General features: G+C 55.7%; 15 protein-coding genes. 13 read left to right on the forward strand and 2 right to left on the reverse strand.

What is annotated here, in order from left to right:
* Positions 1 to 5 precede the first annotated feature (5 nt).
* The 12 genes from atpA (at position 6) to LC417_RS19265 (ending at position 13,914) form a co-directional block, all read left to right on the forward strand.
* Positions 6 to 1,547 (forward strand): F0F1 ATP synthase subunit alpha, encoded by a 1,542-nt coding sequence (gene atpA / locus LC417_RS19210; RefSeq protein ID WP_010258868.1) that lies wholly within the window; start codon positions 6 to 8, stop codon positions 1,545 to 1,547.
* 52 nt (positions 1,548 to 1,599) lie between these two features.
* A complete protein-coding gene (atpG, locus tag LC417_RS19215) occupies positions 1,600 to 2,466 on the forward strand; it encodes a F0F1 ATP synthase subunit gamma (protein WP_010258869.1) in 867 nt (288 codons plus the stop codon).
* A gap of 30 nt (positions 2,467 to 2,496) precedes the next feature.
* A complete protein-coding gene (gene atpD / locus LC417_RS19220; RefSeq protein ID WP_010258870.1) occupies positions 2,497 to 3,894 on the forward strand; it encodes a F0F1 ATP synthase subunit beta in 1,398 nt (465 codons plus the stop codon).
* Positions 3,895 to 3,918: 24 nt separating this feature from the next.
* Positions 3,919 to 4,338 carry a F0F1 ATP synthase subunit epsilon gene (locus LC417_RS19225; RefSeq protein ID WP_010258871.1) on the forward strand — a complete coding sequence of 140 codons (420 nt, stop codon included), beginning with the start codon at positions 3,919 to 3,921 and terminating at the stop codon, positions 4,336 to 4,338.
* Between the two features lie 160 nt (positions 4,339 to 4,498).
* Positions 4,499 to 5,869 carry a bifunctional UDP-N-acetylglucosamine diphosphorylase/glucosamine-1-phosphate N-acetyltransferase GlmU gene (gene glmU, locus LC417_RS19230; protein WP_010258872.1) on the forward strand — a complete coding sequence of 457 codons (1,371 nt, stop codon included), beginning with the start codon at positions 4,499 to 4,501 and terminating at the stop codon, positions 5,867 to 5,869.
* A 153-nt stretch (positions 5,870 to 6,022) separates the two neighbouring features.
* Positions 6,023 to 7,852 carry a glutamine--fructose-6-phosphate transaminase (isomerizing) gene (gene glmS / locus LC417_RS19235; protein WP_010672188.1) on the forward strand — a complete coding sequence of 610 codons (1,830 nt, stop codon included), beginning with the start codon at positions 6,023 to 6,025 and terminating at the stop codon, positions 7,850 to 7,852.
* A 165-nt stretch (positions 7,853 to 8,017) separates the two neighbouring features.
* The gene (gene pstS, locus LC417_RS19240; RefSeq protein ID WP_010258875.1) at positions 8,018 to 9,061 is read left to right on the forward strand and encodes a phosphate ABC transporter substrate-binding protein PstS; all 1,044 of its coding nucleotides are present in this window, start codon (positions 8,018 to 8,020) and stop codon (positions 9,059 to 9,061) included.
* An 87-nt stretch (positions 9,062 to 9,148) separates the two neighbouring features.
* Positions 9,149 to 10,111 (forward strand): phosphate ABC transporter permease PstC, encoded by a 963-nt coding sequence (gene pstC / locus LC417_RS19245; protein WP_022624789.1) that lies wholly within the window; start codon positions 9,149 to 9,151, stop codon positions 10,109 to 10,111.
* The gene (pstA, locus tag LC417_RS19250) at positions 10,108 to 10,998 is read left to right on the forward strand and encodes a phosphate ABC transporter permease PstA (RefSeq protein ID WP_033759314.1); all 891 of its coding nucleotides are present in this window, start codon (positions 10,108 to 10,110) and stop codon (positions 10,996 to 10,998) included. Before pstC ends, pstA begins: the two co-directional genes overlap by 4 nt.
* Positions 10,999 to 11,042: 44 nt before the next feature.
* Entirely contained in the window at positions 11,043 to 11,816 is a 774-nt protein-coding gene (pstB, locus tag LC417_RS19255; RefSeq protein ID WP_010258879.1) for a phosphate ABC transporter ATP-binding protein PstB, read from the forward strand.
* 17 nt (positions 11,817 to 11,833) lie between these two features.
* A complete protein-coding gene (gene phoU / locus LC417_RS19260) occupies positions 11,834 to 12,568 on the forward strand; it encodes a phosphate signaling complex protein PhoU (protein ID WP_010258881.1) in 735 nt (244 codons plus the stop codon).
* 107 nt (positions 12,569 to 12,675) lie between these two features.
* Complete coding sequence (locus LC417_RS19265) at positions 12,676 to 13,914, forward strand: MFS transporter (protein ID WP_187508256.1); 1,239 nt, start codon at positions 12,676 to 12,678, stop codon at positions 13,912 to 13,914.
* Between the two features lie 166 nt (positions 13,915 to 14,080).
* Here LC417_RS19265 and xylB read toward each other — a convergent pair whose 3' ends face one another.
* Both xylB and xylA read right to left on the reverse strand, forming a co-directional pair.
* Positions 14,081 to 15,523, reverse strand: coding sequence for a xylulokinase (gene xylB / locus LC417_RS19270; RefSeq protein ID WP_223566242.1), 1,443 nt, complete (start codon positions 15,521 to 15,523; stop codon positions 14,081 to 14,083).
* A 17-nt stretch (positions 15,524 to 15,540) separates the two neighbouring features.
* Positions 15,541 to 16,863, reverse strand: a complete 1,323-nt coding sequence (gene xylA, locus LC417_RS19275; RefSeq protein ID WP_010258886.1) for a xylose isomerase — start codon at positions 16,861 to 16,863, stop codon at positions 15,541 to 15,543.
* Positions 16,864 to 17,207: 344 nt separating this feature from the next.
* Between xylA and xylF the strand changes: the two genes are divergently transcribed.
* Positions 17,208 to 18,200, forward strand: a complete 993-nt coding sequence (gene xylF / locus LC417_RS19280) for a D-xylose ABC transporter substrate-binding protein (protein ID WP_010258888.1) — start codon at positions 17,208 to 17,210, stop codon at positions 18,198 to 18,200.
* Positions 18,201 to 18,209: the final 9 nt, after the last annotated feature.

Here is an 18,209-nt window from a genome sequence, read left to right on the forward strand (position 1 = left end):
AGCATATGCAACTGAATTCCACCGAAATCAGCGAACTGATCAAGCAGCGCATTGCTCAGTTCAATGTCGTGAGTGAAGCTCACAACGAAGGTACGATTGTTTCTGTAAGTGACGGTATCATCCGCGTACACGGCCTGGCCGATGTCATGCAGGGTGAGATGATTGCCCTGCCGGGCAACCGTTACGCTATCGCCCTGAACCTCGAGCGTGACTCGGTTGGTGCAGTGGTGATGGGCCCTTACGCTGACCTCGCCGAAGGCATGAAGGTTAAGTGTACTGGCCGTATTCTTGAAGTACCGGTAGGCCGTGGCCTGCTGGGCCGCGTAGTGAACACCCTGGGTGCTCCTATCGACGGTAAAGGCGCAATCGACAACGACGGTTTCTCACCGGTTGAAGTCATTGCACCTGGCGTTATCGACCGTCAGTCAGTCGACCAGCCGGTTCAGACCGGTTATAAGTCGGTCGATGCGATGATTCCAATCGGCCGTGGCCAGCGTGAGCTGATCATCGGTGACCGTCAGACCGGTAAAACCGCAATGGCGATCGATGCGATCATCAACCAGCGCGACTCAGGCATCAAGTGTGTCTACGTTGCGATTGGTCAGAAAGCCTCAACCATCTCTAACGTGGTTCGTAAGCTGGAAGAGCATGGCGCACTGCAGAACACCATCGTTGTTGTGGCGTCTGCTTCTGAATCTGCTGCACTGCAGTATCTCTCTCCGTACGCTGGCTGTGCGATGGGCGAATACTTCCGTGACCGTGGTGAAGACGCGCTGATCGTTTACGATGACCTTTCTAAGCAGGCTGTCGCGTACCGTCAGATTTCTCTGCTGCTGCGCCGTCCACCAGGTCGTGAAGCATTCCCTGGCGACGTGTTCTATCTCCACTCCCGTCTGCTGGAACGTGCATCACGCGTAAGCGCTGATTATGTAGAGCGTTTCACCAATGGCGCAGTGACAGGTAAAACCGGTTCACTGACCGCGCTGCCGATCATCGAAACCCAGGCGGGCGACGTTTCTGCGTTCGTTCCGACCAACGTAATCTCGATTACTGATGGTCAGATCTTCCTGGAATCGAACCTGTTCAACTCCGGTATTCGTCCGGCCGTTAACCCAGGTATTTCGGTATCCCGCGTAGGTGGTGCTGCACAGACCAAGATCATCAAGAAACTGTCCGGTGGTATCCGTACCGCGCTGGCACAGTATCGTGAACTGGCGGCGTTCTCGCAGTTCGCCTCTGATCTGGATGATGCAACCCGCAAACAGCTGAGCCACGGTCAGAAAGTGACCGAGCTGCTGAAGCAGAAACAGTATGCGCCGATGTCTGTCGCACAGCAGGGTCTGGTTCTGTTCGCTGCAGAGCGTGGCTATCTGAACGACGTTGAACTGGCAAAAATTGGCAGCTTCGAAGCTGCACTGCTGGCCTTCGCCGATCGCGACCACGCTGAGCTGATGGCTGAAATCAACCAGTCGGGTAACTTTAATAACGATATCGAAGCCAAGCTGAAAGGCCTGGTCGAGACGTTTAAAGCAACCCAGTCCTGGTAATGTCTGGCGGCTTGTCTGAAAAGGCAGGCCGCAAGGCTTTGAGGAGAAGCTAATGGCCGGCGCAAAAGAGATACGAAGCAAGATTGGAAGCGTGAAAAACACGCAGAAGATCACCAAAGCGATGGAAATGGTCGCCGCCTCCAAGATGCGTAAAACGCAGGAACGCATGGCGGCCAGCCGTCCGTATGCAGAAACCATGCGCAAAGTGATTGGTCACCTTGCGTTGGGTAATCTGGAATACAAGCACCCTTACCTGGAAGAGCGCGACGTGAAGCGCGTCGGCTACCTGGTCGTTTCAACTGACCGCGGGCTTTGTGGTGGTTTGAACATTAACCTGTTCAAAAAGTTACTGGCGGATATGAAGTCCTGGTCCGATAAAGGCGTGCAGAGCGATCTGTCGATTATCGGTTCTAAAGGGGCGTCATTCTTTAATGCTGTGGGTGGCAACATTGTGGCGCAAGTCAGCGGCATGGGCGATAAACCTACCCTGTCTGACCTGATTGGCCCGGTAAAAGTGATGTTGCAGGCTTATGATGAAGGCCGCATCGACAAGCTGATGATCGTCAATAACAAATTCAATAACACCATGTCTCAGACTCCGACCATCACCCAACTGCTGCCGTTACCGCCAGCGGAAGGTGAAGAAGAGATGAAGGCGAAGACCTGGGATTACCTGTATGAGCCCGATCCGAAAGCGCTGCTGGATACCCTGCTGCGTCGTTATGTCGAATCGCAGGTTTATCAGGGTGTGGTGGAAAATCTGGCCAGTGAGCAGGCCGCACGTATGGTAGCGATGAAAGCCGCAACCGATAACGGCGGAAATCTGATCAAAGAGCTGCAGTTGGTGTACAACAAAGCTCGTCAGGCCAGCATCACCCAGGAACTTACCGAGATTGTCGGTGGAGCCTCCGCGGTTTAACCAGGTTTGGAATTAGGTAGAGGATTCAAGATGGCAACTGGAAAGATTGTCCAGATTATCGGCGCCGTTGTTGACGTCGAATTCCCTCAGGACGCGGTACCGCAAGTGTACAGCGCCCTCGAGGTTATGAATGGTGATGCGCGTCTGGTGCTGGAAGTTCAGCAGCAGCTCGGCGGCGGCGTAGTACGTACCATCGCAATGGGTACGTCTGACGGCCTGAAGCGTGGTCTGAGCGTCAACGACCTGCAGAAACCGATTCAGGTACCCGTCGGTAAAGCGACCCTGGGCCGTATCATGAACGTTCTCGGCGAGCCAATCGATATGAAAGGCGAGCTGAAAGAAGAAGATGGCAGCGCAGTAGAGATCGCCTCTATTCACCGCGCAGCCCCTTCTTATGAAGATCAGTCTAACTCGCAGGAACTGCTGGAAACCGGCATCAAGGTTATCGACCTGATGTGTCCGTTTGCTAAAGGCGGTAAAGTCGGTCTGTTCGGTGGTGCGGGTGTAGGTAAAACCGTCAACATGATGGAACTGATCCGTAACATCGCGGCTGAACACTCAGGTTACTCAGTGTTTGCCGGTGTGGGTGAGCGTACTCGTGAGGGTAACGACTTCTACCACGAAATGACTGACTCTAACGTTATCGATAAAGTTGCACTGGTCTATGGCCAGATGAACGAGCCGCCGGGTAACCGTCTGCGCGTAGCACTGACCGGTCTGACCATGGCGGAAAAATTCCGTGATGAAGGCCGCGACGTTCTGCTGTTCATCGATAACATCTACCGTTATACCCTGGCCGGTACAGAAGTTTCTGCACTGCTGGGTCGTATGCCATCTGCGGTAGGTTACCAGCCAACGCTGGCAGAAGAGATGGGTGTGTTGCAGGAGCGTATTACCTCCACCAAGACCGGTTCAATCACCTCCGTACAGGCCGTTTACGTCCCTGCGGATGACCTGACTGACCCATCACCAGCAACTACCTTTGCGCACTTAGACTCAACGGTAACGCTGAGCCGTCAGATCGCCTCTCTGGGTATCTACCCGGCCGTTGACCCGCTGGATTCTACCAGCCGTCAGCTGGATCCGCTGGTTGTCGGTCAGGAGCACTATGATGTTGCACGTGGCGTTCAGTCACTGCTGCAGCGTTATCAGGAACTGAAAGACATCATCGCCATCCTCGGTATGGATGAGCTGTCTGAAGAAGACAAACTGCTGGTGGCACGTGCGCGTAAGATTCAGCGCTTCCTGTCTCAGCCGTTCTTCGTTGCAGAAGTATTCACCGGTTCACCGGGCAAATACGTGACGCTGAAAGACACTATCCGTGGCTTTAAAGGCATCATGGAAGGTGAGTTTGACCACCTGCCAGAGCAGGCCTTCTACATGGTTGGCGCCATCGAAGAAGCCGTGGAAAAAGCGAAGAAACTGTAATAACGGTTTCCCGGGAGGAAGATTATGGCTATGACTTATCACCTGGATGTGGTCAGCGCAGAGGAGCAGTTGTTCTCTGGTCTGGTACAGAAAATTCAGGTGTCAGGTAGCGAAGGTGAACTGGGGATTTTCCCTGGCCATGCGCCGCTGCTGACTGCCATTAAGCCTGGAATGATCCGTATCGTGAAACAGCACGGCGAAGAGGAGTTTATCTACCTCTCTGGCGGCGTGCTGGAAGTGCAACCGGGCAGCAGCACCGTTCTGGCCGATACCGCTATCCGCGGTACCGATCTGGATGAAGCACGCGCTCTGGAAGCAAAACGCAAAGCAGAAGACCATATGAACAGCAGCCACGGCGACGTGGACTATGCTCAGGCCTCTGCCGAGCTGGCGAAAGCCATTGCTAAACTGCGCGTGATCGAACTGACCAAAAAAGCGATGTAATCCAGCTTTATGCGTCATGAAATGCCAGCCCTCGGGCTGGCATTTTTTTTGTCTGCTGCGCCTGATCTGCCTGTCCGCCTAATTTCGGCCTGAGAAAAATGTAGTAATCTCAATCCCAAACCGTTTTACTTTCACCCGTAAAAATTCACTCAGGATAGTTATGTCTAACAGTGCGATGAGTGTGGTGATCCTTGCTGCTGGCAAGGGCACCCGTATGTATTCCGATCTGCCTAAAGTTCTGCATACACTGGCAGGCAAACCCATGGTTCAGCATGTGATTGACGCGGCTAAAGGGCTGGGCGCACAGCAGGTCCATCTGGTTTATGGTCACGGCGGCGATCGCCTGAAGGCGACCCTCACTGACAGCTCGCTCAACTGGGTGCTGCAGGCCGAGCAGCTCGGCACTGGCCATGCGATGCAGCAGGCAGCGCCTGCATTCGCGGATGATGAAGATATCATGATGCTTTACGGTGACGTGCCGCTCATCTCTCAGGCGACACTACAGCGGCTGCGCGAAGCAAAACCGCAGGGCGGCATTGGCTTACTCACCGTGGTACTGGATGACCCAACCGGCTATGGCCGCATTGTGCGTGAGAACGACACCATCACCGGCATTATCGAACAGAAAGATGCCAGCCCGGCGCAGCTCACCATTAAAGAGATCAACACCGGCATTCTGATCGCCAACGGCGGCGATTTAAAACGCTGGCTGGCGCAGCTCACCAACAATAATGCGCAGGGTGAGTATTACATCACCGATATTATCGCGCTGGCGCATCAGGAAGGTCGGGTGATCAACGCGGTTCATCCGGCACGCATCAGTGAAACCGATGGCGTCAACAACCGGCTGCAGCTGGCGACATTAGAGCGCACTTACCAGGCCGAACAGGCGGAAAAACTACTGCTGGCTGGCGTGATGCTGCGCGATCCGGCCCGTTTTGACCTGCGCGGGACGCTGACGCACGGGCGGGATGTTGAAATTGACACCAACGTCATTATTGAAGGCCAGGTCACGCTGGGCGCACGCGTCAGAATCGGCGCGGGCTGCATTATCAAAAACAGCGTGATTGGCGATGACTGTGAAATCAGCCCCTATTCGGTGATCGAGGATGCGAATCTCGCCACTGCCTGCACCGTCGGACCTTTTGCCCGTCTGCGTCCTGGCAGCGAACTGGCCGATGCTGCCCACGTGGGCAACTTCGTCGAAATGAAGAAAGCGCGTCTGGGCAGAGGATCGAAAGCGGGGCACCTCTCCTATCTCGGTGATGCGGAGATTGGCGACAACGTAAATATCGGTGCAGGCACCATTACCTGCAACTACGACGGTGCGAACAAATTCAAAACCGTAATTGGCGATGACGTATTTGTGGGCTCAGATACCCAGCTGGTGGCGCCGGTCAGCATCGCGGCAGGGACCACCATTGCGGCGGGCACGACCATCATGAAAGATGTGACCCAGGCCGGTCTGGTCTATAACCGTAAAGAGCAGAATCACAAAGCGGACTGGCAGCGTCCGGTGAAGAAAAAATAAATTTTAACGGCCCGCTTTAATGCGGGCCGATGCAGTGCAGTGCCAAAACTATAATCCCCACTCTCTACAAGGCTCGGGGAACCGGCAAAGCCGGATATCAGGTCGCATGACAACAGAAGTGGCGAAAAGCCATGTAGTCAGGAAAACATCATTATGTGTGGAATTGTTGGTGCAGTAGCGCAACGTGATATCGCAGAGATTCTGCTGGAAGGTCTGCGTCGTCTTGAATATCGCGGATATGATTCGGCCGGTCTGGCCGTGGTCGATCGTCAGGGGCACGTCACGCGCCTGCGGCGTTTAGGAAAAGTGCAGAAACTGGCGGAAGCCGCTGAGCAGCAACCGCTGATTGGTGGCACCGGCATCGCGCACACGCGCTGGGCAACCCATGGCGAGCCGTCGGAAGCGAACGCGCATCCGCACGTCTCAGAGCACATCATCATCGTGCACAACGGCATCATTGAAAATCATGAGCCATTGCGCGCTGAACTGATCGCGCGCGGTTATGTGTTTGCCTCTGAAACGGACACCGAAGTGGTGGCGCATCTGGTTCACTGGGAGCAGAAGCAGGGCGGTTCGCTGCGTGAAGTGGTGCTGCGTGTGATTCCGCAACTGCGCGGTGCCTATGGCATGGTGATCATGGACAGCCGCGATCCGTCACTGCTGGTGGCGGCCCGTTCCGGCAGCCCGCTGGTGATTGGTCGTGGCATGGGCGAAAACTTTATCGCCTCGGATCAGCTGGCCCTGCTGCCGGTGACCCGTCGGTTCATCTATCTGGAAGAGGGTGATATCGCCGAAATCAGCCGTCGCGATGTCACGGTGATCGACCGTGAAGGCAACACCGTGACCCGTGCCGAGATCGAGTCGAACCTGCAATATGATGCCGGTGACAAAGGCATTTACCGTCACTACATGCAGAAAGAGATCTACGAACAGCCCATGGCGCTGAAAAGCACCCTGAGCGGTCGGTTCAGCCAGGGTCAGGTTGATCTCAGCGAACTGGGCGCGGGCGCAGAAGCGCTGCTGAGCCAGGTTGAGCATATCCAGATTATCGCCTGTGGCACCTCGTACAACTCCGGCATGGTGTCACGCTACTGGTTTGAGTCGCTGGCAAACCTGCCCTGTGATGTCGAGATTGCCTCGGAATTCCGCTACCGCAAATCAGCCGTTCGCAAAAACAGCCTGCTGATCACCCTGTCGCAGTCGGGTGAAACGGCAGATACCCTGGCGGCGCTGCGTCTCTCTAAAGAGCTGGGCTACCTGGGATCGCTGGCGGTCTGCAACGTGGCCGGTTCGTCACTGGTGCGGGAATCTGACCTGGCACTGATGACCAAAGCGGGCACCGAAATTGGCGTCGCCTCTACCAAAGCGTTCACCACCCAGTTAGCGGTGCTGCTGATGCTGGTAGCGAAACTGGGCCGTCTGAAAGGGATGTCAGCCGAGACTGAGCATGAGATCGTTCATGCACTGCAGGCGTTGCCGAACCGGATTGAGCAGATGCTGGCGCAGGATAAGCTGATTGAGAATCTGGCGGAAGGCTTCTCTGACAAGCATCACGCGCTGTTCCTGGGGCGTGGCGATCAATATCCGATTGCCATGGAAGGGGCGCTGAAGCTCAAGGAGATCTCCTACATTCATGCGGAAGCCTACGCCGCAGGCGAGCTGAAACATGGCCCGCTGGCGCTGATTGATGCGGATATGCCGGTAATCGTGGTGGCACCTAACAACGAACTGCTGGAGAAGCTCAAATCCAACATCGAAGAGGTACGCGCACGCGGCGGCCTGCTCTATGTCTTTGCCGATCAGGATGCGGGCTTCAGCGACAGTGACGGCATGAAGATCATCCCGTTGCCGCATGTCGAAGAGGTCATTGCGCCCATCTTCTACACGGTGCCGCTACAGTTACTCTCCTATCACGTCGCCCTGATCAAAGGGACCGACGTCGATCAGCCACGTAACCTGGCAAAATCGGTTACTGTGGAATAACCGGGTGGGCCCCGTCGCGGGCCCACTTTGCTCTGGCCCTCTGTCATATAACTGTCATATTTCGTACATTTCACTGTCATCAAACTGTCCTATTTTCCCTCCTGCAGCAATCACAGATTCTTACTAAAACGGCCCCAAGCCTGACTTTTCTCCCCTGGAGGGAATATGACACTGATGCGTAGCACCGTAGCCCGAATCCTCGCCACCACCTTCGCCGTAAGCGCGGTATCTGCTTTTGCGGCAACCGATCTCACTGGCGCAGGCGGGACGTTCCCGGCGCCGGTTTATGCCAAGTGGGCAGCAGAATATCAAAAAGCCACCGGTAGCAAAGTTAACTACCAGGGTATCGGTTCATCTGGCGGCGTGAAACAGATCATCGCCAAAACCGTCGATTTCGGTGCGTCCGATGCGCCAATGAAAGATGAAGATCTGCAGAAAAATGGCCTGTTCCAGTTCCCTACCGTGATCGGTGGCGTGGTACTGGCGGTTAACCTGCCGGGTATCAAGTCAGGTCAGCTGACGCTGGATGGCAAAACCGTCGGTGATATCTACCTCGGCACCATCAAAAAGTGGAACGACCCGGCGATTGCTAAACTTAACCCAGGCGTGAAACTGCCAGAGACCAACATCAACGTGGTACGTCGCGCTGACGGTTCAGGCACCTCGTTCGTGTTCACCAGCTATCTGGCGAAAGTGAACCCGGACTGGAACAGCAAAATTGGTAAAGGTAACACCGTCAACTGGCCGGTCGGTCTGGGCGGCAAAGGCAACGACGGCGTCGCCGCGTTTGTTCAGCGTCTGCCGGGTTCAATCGGCTACGTGGAGTACGCCTACGCCAAACAGAATAACCTGACCTACACCAAACTGATCGATGCCGATGGTAAAGCGGTCGCCCCAAGCGAAACCAGCTTCAGTAATGCCGCGAAAGGCGCTGACTGGAGCAAATCGTTCGCGCAGGATCTGACCTTCCAGAAGGGCGCTGATGCCTGGCCAATCTCGTCAACCACCTTTATTCTGATCTACAAAGATCAGGCTAATGCGGCCAAAGGCGCTGAAGTACTGAAATTCTTCGACTGGGCTTACAAAAGCGGCAGCAAAACCGCCACAGCGCTGGATTATGCTGCGCTGCCAGAGAGCGTGACTGAACAGATTCGCGCCGCCTGGAAAGCCAACATCAAAGACAGTTCTGGTAAAGCGCTTTATCAGTAATTGACCGACCCTGACCGGACAGCAGTCCGGTCAGACTCAACGGGCGGCGTCATGCCGTCCTGATAACTTCTGAAGACTGAGACTTCTATGGCTGCAACGAAGCCGGCATTCAAAGCCCCAGGCAAACAAGGTGACAGAATTTTTGGCGCGCTGGTCAGGCTGGCTGCGCTGATTGTCCTGTTACTGATGGGCGGCATTATTGTCTCCCTGATCATCTCCTCGTGGCCCAGCATCCAGAAGTTTGGTTTCGCCTTTTTGTGGACCAAAACCTGGGATGCGCCCAACGAACAATTTGGTGCACTGGTACCGATCTACGGCACCCTTGTGACCTCCATTATTGCCCTGATTATCGCAGTACCGGTGAGTTTTGGTATCGCGCTGTTCCTGACCGAACTCGCGCCAGGCTGGCTGCGTCGCCCGCTGGGCACCGCCATTGAGCTGCTGGCGGCCATTCCCAGTATTGTTTATGGCATGTGGGGTCTGTTTGTTTTCGCGCCGCTGTTTGCCGAATACTTCCAGACACCGGTCAATGACGTGCTATCGGGCATTCCGATTGTCGGCGAGCTTTTCTCCGGCCCCGCTTTCGGTATCGGCATCCTCGCGGCGGGTGTGATTCTGGCGATCATGATCATCCCTTACATCGCCTCGGTCATGCGCGACGTCTTTGAGCAGACCCCGGTGATGATGAAAGAGTCAGCCTACGGCATCGGCTGCACCACCTGGGAAGTGATCTGGCGCATCGTACTGCCCTTTACCAAAAATGGCGTGATTGGCGGTGTGATGCTCGGACTGGGTCGTGCGCTGGGTGAAACCATGGCGGTGACTTTTATTATCGGCAACACCTACCAGCTCGACAGCCCGTCACTGTTTATGCCGGGTAACAGCATCACCTCGGCGCTGGCCAACGAGTTCGCTGAAGCGGAATCGGGCGTGCACGTCGCCGCGCTGATGGAGCTGGGACTGATCCTGTTTGTGATTACCTTTATCGTGCTGGCGATTTCAAAGCTGATGATTATGCGGCTGGCGAAAAGTGAAGGAGCGCGCTCATGACCACAATTGAAATTCAGGCGCGCGCTGAACTGGACGCATCACGCCGTAAAATGCAGTCCTGGCGCAGCACTAAAAATAAAATTGCGCTGACGCTGTCGCTGCTGACCATGGCTTTTGGCCTGTTCTGGCTGGTGTGGATCCTGTTCACCACCGTATCGCGCGGCGTGGATGGGCTCTCCTGGTCCCTGTTCACCGAATCAACGCCACCACCCAATACCACGGGCGGCGGGCTGGCTAACGCCCTGGCAGGCAGCGGATTACTGATTTTCTGGTCTACCTTCTTCGGCACACCGCTGGGCATCATGGCGGGTATCTATCTGGCGGAATATGGGCGCAAGTCGCCACTGGCAGAAGTGATCCGCTTTATTAACGACATTCTGCTTTCGGCCCCCTCGATTGTGGTCGGCCTGTTCGTCTACACCCTTGTGGTATCGCAGATGCAGCACTTCTCCGGCTGGGCCGGGGTGATTGCGCTGGCGCTGCTGCAGGTGCCGATTGTGATTCGTACCACCGAAAACATGATGCGACTGGTGCCAGACAGCATGCGTGAAGCGGCTTACGCGCTGGGTACGCCCAAGTGGAAGATGATCGCGTCTATCACCCTGAAAGCGTCGGTCTCCGGCATCATCACGGGTGTGCTGCTGGCGATTGCCCGCATTGCAGGTGAAACGGCACCGCTGCTGTTCACGGCGCTCTCGAACCAGTTCTGGAGCACCGACATGATGCAGCCGCTGGCGAACCTGCCGGTCACCATCTTTAAGTTCGCCATGAGCCCGTTCGCCGAATGGCAGAGCCTGGCCTGGGCGGGCGTGCTGATTATCACCCTGTGCGTGCTGGTGCTGAACATCGTGGCGCGGGTGATTTTCGCCAAAGGTAAACACGGTTAATTTCCGGCGCGGCCCTGTGCGGCGCCGTATAAGAGAGATGAATTATGAGTATCGCGACAGCATCAGCCGATAAAATTCAGGTCCGTAATCTGAACTTCTATTACGGCAAATATCATGCGCTGAAGAACATCAATCTGGATATCGCTAAGAATCAGGTGACTGCGTTTATCGGGCCATCGGGCTGTGGTAAGTCGACCCTGCTGCGGACCTTCAACAAAATGTACTCGCTCTATCCGGATCAGCGGGCTGAAGGGGACATTCTGCTGGATGGCGAAAACATTCTGGCGACTCAGCAGGATATCGCGCTGCTGCGCGCCCGGGTCGGCATGGTGTTTCAGAAGCCTACGCCGTTCCCGATGTCGATCTATGACAACATCGCCTTTGGCGTTCGCCTGTTTGAAAAGCTGTCGCGTGCCGATATGGATGCGCGCGTACAGTGGGCGCTGACCAAAGCCGCGCTGTGGAATGAAACCAAAGACAAGCTGCATCAGAGCGGTTACAGTCTCTCCGGCGGCCAGCAGCAGCGTCTGTGCATTGCCCGCGGTATCGCGATTCGCCCGGAAGTCTTGTTGCTGGATGAGCCCTGCTCCGCGCTTGATCCCATCTCTACTGGCCGTATTGAGGAGCTGATCACCGAGCTGAAACAGGATTACACCGTGGTGATCGTGACGCACAACATGCAACAGGCTGCACGCTGCTCTGACCATACGGCTTTCATGTATCTGGGCGAACTGATTGAGTTCAGCGATACCGACACGCTGTTCACTAAACCCGCCCAGAAGCAAACCGAAGATTATATAACTGGCCGATACGGCTGATCTGACAGGAGATCGACATGGATAATCTTAATCTGAATAAGCACATCTCCGGTCAGTTCAATGCCGAGCTGGAGCATATCCGTACCCAGGTGATGATCATGGGCGGTATGGTCGAGCAGCAGCTGACCGATGCAATTACCGCCATGCATAATCTGGATGGCGAACTGGCGCAGCGGGTGATCGACGGCGACCAGAAGGTCAATATGATGGAAGTGGAGATTGATGAAGCCTGTGTGCGCATCATCGCCAAACGTCAGCCAACCGCGATCGATTTGCGACTGGTGATGGCGATCATCAAAGCCATTTCTGAGCTGGAGCGCATTGGCGACGTGGCGGAGAAGATCAGCCGCACGGCGCTGGAGAAGTTTGGTCAGCAGCATTTGCCGCTGCTGGTCAGCCTTGAGTCACTGGGTCGTCACACCGTGCAGATGCTGCATGATGTGCTGGACGCTTTTGCACGCATGGATCTCAACGAAGCGATCACTATCTACCGTGAAGATAAAAAGGTGGATAAAGAGTACGAAGGCATTGTGCGCCAGCTGATGACCTACATGATGGAAGATCCGCGCACCATTCCCAGCGTGCTGACGGCGCTGTTCTGTGCCCGCGCCATTGAGCGTATCGGCGATCGTTGCCAGAATATCTGCGAAATCATCTTCTATTTCGTCAAAGGTCAGGATTTCCGTCACGTTGGCGGTGACCGGCTCGATGAATTACTGTCGGGCGATGACGGCAGCAACAGACCTTCCTGATAAATCTTCTTCCTGCGCCTGATCGGCGCAGGGATAAGCCTTTTCAATTGGTCACATCCTGAACTCTCTCTATAATTGCGGCACTTTTCTTTATGAGGTGCGCAACGATGTCCCCTTCTCCCCAATCTAAGCCCGGCGTAACGCCAGGCAAAGCGATGCTGGCTGCGGTCAGCGGTTATGCCATGGATGGATTTGACCTGCTGATACTCGGCTTTATGCTGCCGGCTATCAGTGTTTCGCTGGCGCTCAACCCATCACAGGCGGGATCGCTGGTGACCTGGACGCTGATTGGCGCGGTTATCGGTGGCATCGTATTTGGTCATCTCAGCGACCGCTATGGTCGCATCCGCATGCTCACCGTCACGATTCTGGTCTTTTCGGTCTTTACCGGGCTGTGCGCGGTGGCGCAGGGCTACTGGGATCTGCTCGCCTGGCGAACGCTGGCGGGTGTCGGTCTGGGTGGCGAATTTGGTATCGGCATGGCGCTGATTGCCGAAGCCTGGCCTGCGGAGAAGCGTAATCGCGCATCAGCGTGGGTTGGCATCGGCTGGCAACTCGGGGTGCTGATGGCGGCCTTTATCACACCGCCGCTGCTGACTATCATCGGCTGGCGCGGCATGTTTCTGGTCGGCTTGTTGCCTGCGCTGGTCTCGTTTGCCATTCGTCGCGGCATGGGTGAACCGGAGGCGTATCATCGACAGGTTAAACATGTGCCGTCACTCTCTTTTCCGGCGCGCCTGAAACTGCTGGTGCGCGATCGCGCCACCGCCAAAGCCAGCCTGGGCATTTTTATCCTCTGTTCAGTACAGAACTTTGGTTACTACGGGCTGATGATCTGGATGCCGAGTTACCTCTCCTCCAGCTTTGGCTTCAGCCTGACGAAGTCGGGCCTCTGGACCGCGGTGACCGTGGTCGGGATGACCTTTGGCATCTGGCTGTTTGGTGTACTGGCCGACCGCTTCGCTCGCTGGAAAATCTTCCTGCTCTATCAGTTTGGCGCAGTAGTGATGGTGGTGGTTTATGCTCAGCTGCGCGACCCGAACATCATGCTATTTACCGGCGCGATCATGGGGATGTTTGTTAACGGCATGATTGGCGGTTATGGCGCGCTGATTTCCGATACCTTTCCGCCGCAGGTGCGTGCCACCGCGCAAAACGTCCTGTTCAACCTTGGTCGCGGTGTGGGCGGCTTCGGCCCGGTGGTGATTGGTCTGCTGGCGAGCCAGTTCTCGTTTACGGCGGCGATTACCCTGCTGGCGCTGATTTATCTGCTGGATATTGCGGCGACGCTGTTCCTGCTGCCGAAGAAACAGGGTCAGGAAGATACGCTGGGCGCGATCGGCTGATGCTGCCGTGATGGTATGGCTGGAGTAAGTATCATTCCGGCCATTCCGGGTCAGTAATATGGCTCACGATCACCTGTTCTGCCTTCATTACCCCCTGGCATTACATGGCAGGGGGATCCGTTAACAGGCGATTTAAATTCATAACAGGCAGAGCGTTCTCGCAGGTTTACTTCATGAGCGGCAGGAGCTGTTGATACAGCGTCGCAAAGGTCTCACGACGTGGCTGGTAGTGCGCTACCCGGGCCGGATCCGGCTGGTGTCGCTGCACCAGAACCGGGGTCGGCACAGTGACCTCTGCATCCAGCGCCTGCTGTGCCAGCCTGGCGGCCCCCAGCGCCGGGCCAACCTCCCCGCCATGGCAGTAATCCAGCGTCTGGCCGCTGATGTCTGCCAGCATCTGACGCCACAGTGCACTGCGTGCGCCGCCGCCGATCAACATAATGCTCTTTGGCTGAACGCCACAGTCGTGTAGCGCGTCCATGCCCTCCGCCAGCGCAAACCCGACGCCTTCCAGCACCGCTCTCGCCAGCTCGGGACGGCTATGCTGATGGGTAAAGCCAAAGAAAGCACCGCAGGCATTCGGGTTATTGTGCGGCGTGCGCTCACCGGAAAGATAGGGCAGAAACCACAGGCCGGGCAGGTCATCGCGTGCGCGTTCAGCTTCAGCCAGCAGCTCAGGAACGTCTCTGCAACCGGTCAGCGTCGCAGCCCAGTCCAGACAGGAGGCTGCGCTGAGCATTACCGACATCAGATGCCAGCGCTGGGGTAACGCATGACAGAAGCTGTGTACCGCGCGCTGCGGATTGCTGAGATAGCCGTCGCTCACCACGAAGTAGACGCCCGACGTACCCAGCGACAGCATGCCCTGACCCGGTTCGGTCATGCCGACACCAATCGCACCCGCAGCATTGTCGCCACCGCCCGCCGCCAGCGGCACGGCGTTCATCCTCCAGCGTGTGGCCAGTTCGGCATATAAGCGGCCGGTCAGGGCATTGCCCTCATAGAGTTGCGGCATCTGATCGCGGCTGAGGTCGCAGGCGCGCAGCATCGCATCGCTCCAGTCACGCCGCGCCACATCCAGCCACATCGTGCCTGCTGCATCTGACATATCAGTAGCGAAGTCGCCACTCAATCGCCAGCGCAGGTAATCTTTGGGCAACAGCACGTGAGCGATCTGACTGAATATTGCCGGTTCATGTTGCTGAACCCACAGCAGCTTGGGAGCCGTGAAGCCGGGCATCATCAGGTTGCCGGTGATCGCCCGCGAATCCGGCACCTTTTGTTCCAGCTCACGGCACTGCGCCTCGCTGCGCCCATCATTCCAGAGCATGGCCGGTCGTAATACCTGGTTTGCACTGTCGAGCAGCATTGCACCATGCATCTGTCCGCTCAGCCCGATGGCCTGCACCGCGCGCAGATCCTGCTGCGCGCTCAGCGCCTGCATGGCCAAATCCAGCGCCTGCCACCAGCTTTCGGGATCCTGCTCGCTCCACAATGGCTGCGGACGCGAAACCTGCAGCGGCGCTGTTTCCGTCGCCACCACGTTGCCTTGTGCATCCATCAGCACCACTTTGACGCCAGAGGTGCCTAAATCGATCCCGATAAACATGCTCTGCTCCTGAAGGGTTAGAAATCAAACAGGTAGTGATTCACCAGATTTTCCAGCTGCTCCTGACGTCCGCTCTGATGCTGCGGATTGAGCTGCTGCTGCTGAGCATGCGCCGCCAGTGCCTCCAGTGAAAACTCACCTTTCAAAATTTGCTGGCCGAACTCACCATTCCAGCCGCTGTAGCGCTGTGCCACACGCTTATCGAGTTCACCGTCGCTGATCATGCGAGCGGCGACTTTCAGCGCCAGCGCCATGGTATCCATCGCGCCAATATGACCGTAGAACAGATCGTATTTATCAGTGCTCTGACGACGCACTTTGGCATCAAAGTTTAAGCCGCCTGTGGTAAAGCCGCCCGCTTTGAGAATTTCGTACATCACCAGCGCATTCTCTTCCACGCTGACCGGGAACTGATCGGTATCCCAGCCGCACTGCGGATCGCCGCGATTGGCATCCACTGAACCAAAAATGCCCAGCGCAATGGCCGTCGCAATTTCATGATGGAAAGAGTGACCCGCCAGCGTGGCGTGGTTCGCCTCAACGTTAACCTTGATCTCTTTCTCCAGTCCGAACTGTTTCAGGAAGCCATAAACCGTCGCGACATCATAGTCATACTGATGTTTGGTCGGCTCCTGCGGTTTCGGTTCGATCAGCAGCGTTCCCTGGAAGCCAATTTTGTGTTTGTGCTCGACCACCATCTGCATAAAGCGGCCAATCTGCTCGCGCTCCTGGCGCAGATCGGTATTCAGCAGAGTTTCGTACCCTTCGCGTCCGCCCCACAACACATAGTTTTCACCGCCCAGGGTTTTGGTCGCCTGCATGGCGCTGCAGACCTGCGTCGCTGCCCAGGCAAAAACTTCAGGATCGGGATTGGTGGCAGCCCCGGCTCCGTAGCGCGGATGGGTAAAGCAGTTGGCCGTGCCCCACAGCAGTTTCACGCCGGTCTCCTGCTGTTTCTCCAGCAGTTTATCGGTCATGGCGGCAAAATTCTCTTTGTAGCTGTGCAGCGAATCGCCTTCTGGTGACACATCAACGTCATGGAAGCAGTACCACGGCACATTCAGCTTGTGGAAAAACTCAAAGGCCACATCCGCTTTCAGTTTTGCCAGCTGCAGCGCATCTCCGCTTTTCTGCCACGGACGATCAAAAGCGCCGACACCAAACATATCCGCGCCATTCCAGCAGAAGGTGTGCCAGTAACAGGCGGCAAAGCGCAGATGCTCCGCCATGGTCTTGCCGAGGATCACCTCATCGGGATTGTAGTGGCGGAAAGCGAGAGGATGAGTCGACTGGGTGCCTTCATAACGAACCCGATCGATCTGATCGAAATAAGCGTGCATGGTTTGCTCCTTAGCATCAGTACCCGAATGGCCTGCGTTGAAGCAATATTTGATATTGGCTGCTGTCTCATCACAATTACGATATTTCACTACGGGTGTCAGATAATTATTATTTGTGCGCTGGCTCGCATAATAATGTTATTTACGGGATGGTTTATCGTTATCGCTCTCTTGTCCGAAAAAGATGAAACCTCGATCGCGCTCATAAAAAATGAAATAAACCAAAAAACGTAATAGCCGGATAAAAATCAGTAATTGCTGTAACAGGAAAATAAGGGCAACAATTCATCCGCCTGGTTTATAGGCCTGAAACGACAATAGCCTCAACCTACAGGATGATCACAATGAAGATGAAACATGCACTGCTCGCCGCCTGTGCGGCGCTGGCGCTGTTCAGCCAGACCAGCGTGGCAAAAGAAGTGAAGATCGGCATGGCGATTGACGATTTGCGACTCGAGCGCTGGCAGAAAGACCGCGATATTTTCGTAAAACAGGCTGAGACGCTGGGCGCGAAGGTGTTTGTTCAGTCAGCCAACGGCAACGAAGAGACACAGATGTCGCAGATTGAAAATATGATCAATCGCGGTGTGGATGTGCTGGTGATTATTCCCTACAACGGTCAGGTATTGAGTAATGTTGTCGCTGAAGCGAAACGGGAAGGCATTAAAGTGCTGGCGTATGACCGAATGATAAATAATGCCGATATCGACTTTTATATCTCTTTCGATAATGAAAAAGTGGGCGAACTGCAGGCCGAGAGCATTGTGAAACAGGTGCCTAAGGGCAACTATTTTTTAATGGGCGGATCGCCTGTGGATAATAACGCACGCCTGTTCCGTGCCGGACAGATGAAAGTGTTAAAACCCTATATCGATAACGGCAGCATTAAAATTGTTGGCGACCAGTGGGTCGATGCCTGGCTGCCGGAAAATGCCCTGAAAATTATGGAAAATGCCCTGACCGCCAACGGCAACCATATCGATGCGGTCGTGGCCTCTAACGATGCCACCGCAGGCGGCGCGATTCAGGCGCTGAGCGCGCAGGGGCTGGCAGGAAAAGTGGCGATCTCCGGTCAGGATGCCGATCTGGCAGCCATTAAGCGTATCAAAGCGGGCACCCAGACCATGACGGTTTACAAACCGATCACTGAGCTCGCCACCGAAGCGGCGAAAATTGCCGTCGAACTGGGCGAGGGCAAAACACCTGCCAGCAACAGCACGCTTAACAATGGTCTGAAAGAGGTTCCGTCACGGCTGCTGAAGCCGATTCCGGTCAACAAAGACAATATTGAAAGCACCGTGGTGAAAGACGGTTTCCACAAACAGAGCGAACTCTGACTGCGCATA

This window comes from Pantoea sp. OVA07A, assembly GCF_019969975.1.
Classification (GTDB): Bacteria; Pseudomonadota; Gammaproteobacteria; order Enterobacterales; family Enterobacteriaceae; genus Pantoea; species Pantoea agglomerans.

Bases quoted from the DNA above. Each gene is read 5' to 3' on its own strand.
- phoU (WP_010258881.1), top strand. From the start codon at position 11,834: ATGGATAATCTTAATCTGAATAAGCACATCTCCGGTCAGTTCAATGCC.
- xylA (WP_010258886.1), bottom strand. From the start codon at position 16,863: ATGCACGCTTATTTCGATCAGATCGATCGGGTTCGTTATGAAGGCACC.
- xylF (WP_010258888.1), top strand. From the start codon at position 17,208: ATGAAGATGAAACATGCACTGCTCGCCGCCTGTGCGGCGCTGGCGCTG.
- atpG (WP_010258869.1), top strand. From the start codon at position 1,600: ATGGCCGGCGCAAAAGAGATACGAAGCAAGATTGGAAGCGTGAAAAAC.
- atpA (WP_010258868.1), top strand. From the start codon at position 6: ATGCAACTGAATTCCACCGAAATCAGCGAACTGATCAAGCAGCGCATT.
- glmU (WP_010258872.1), top strand. From the start codon at position 4,499: ATGTCTAACAGTGCGATGAGTGTGGTGATCCTTGCTGCTGGCAAGGGC.
- pstA (WP_033759314.1), top strand. From the start codon at position 10,108: ATGACCACAATTGAAATTCAGGCGCGCGCTGAACTGGACGCATCACGC.
- glmS (WP_010672188.1), top strand. From the start codon at position 6,023: ATGTGTGGAATTGTTGGTGCAGTAGCGCAACGTGATATCGCAGAGATT.
- LC417_RS19265 (WP_187508256.1), top strand. From the start codon at position 12,676: ATGTCCCCTTCTCCCCAATCTAAGCCCGGCGTAACGCCAGGCAAAGCG.
- pstS (WP_010258875.1), top strand. From the start codon at position 8,018: ATGACACTGATGCGTAGCACCGTAGCCCGAATCCTCGCCACCACCTTC.
- pstB (WP_010258879.1), top strand. From the start codon at position 11,043: ATGAGTATCGCGACAGCATCAGCCGATAAAATTCAGGTCCGTAATCTG.
- LC417_RS19225 (WP_010258871.1), top strand. From the start codon at position 3,919: ATGGCTATGACTTATCACCTGGATGTGGTCAGCGCAGAGGAGCAGTTG.
- xylB (WP_223566242.1), bottom strand. From the start codon at position 15,523: ATGTTTATCGGGATCGATTTAGGCACCTCTGGCGTCAAAGTGGTGCTG.
- atpD (WP_010258870.1), top strand. From the start codon at position 2,497: ATGGCAACTGGAAAGATTGTCCAGATTATCGGCGCCGTTGTTGACGTC.
- pstC (WP_022624789.1), top strand. From the start codon at position 9,149: ATGGCTGCAACGAAGCCGGCATTCAAAGCCCCAGGCAAACAAGGTGAC.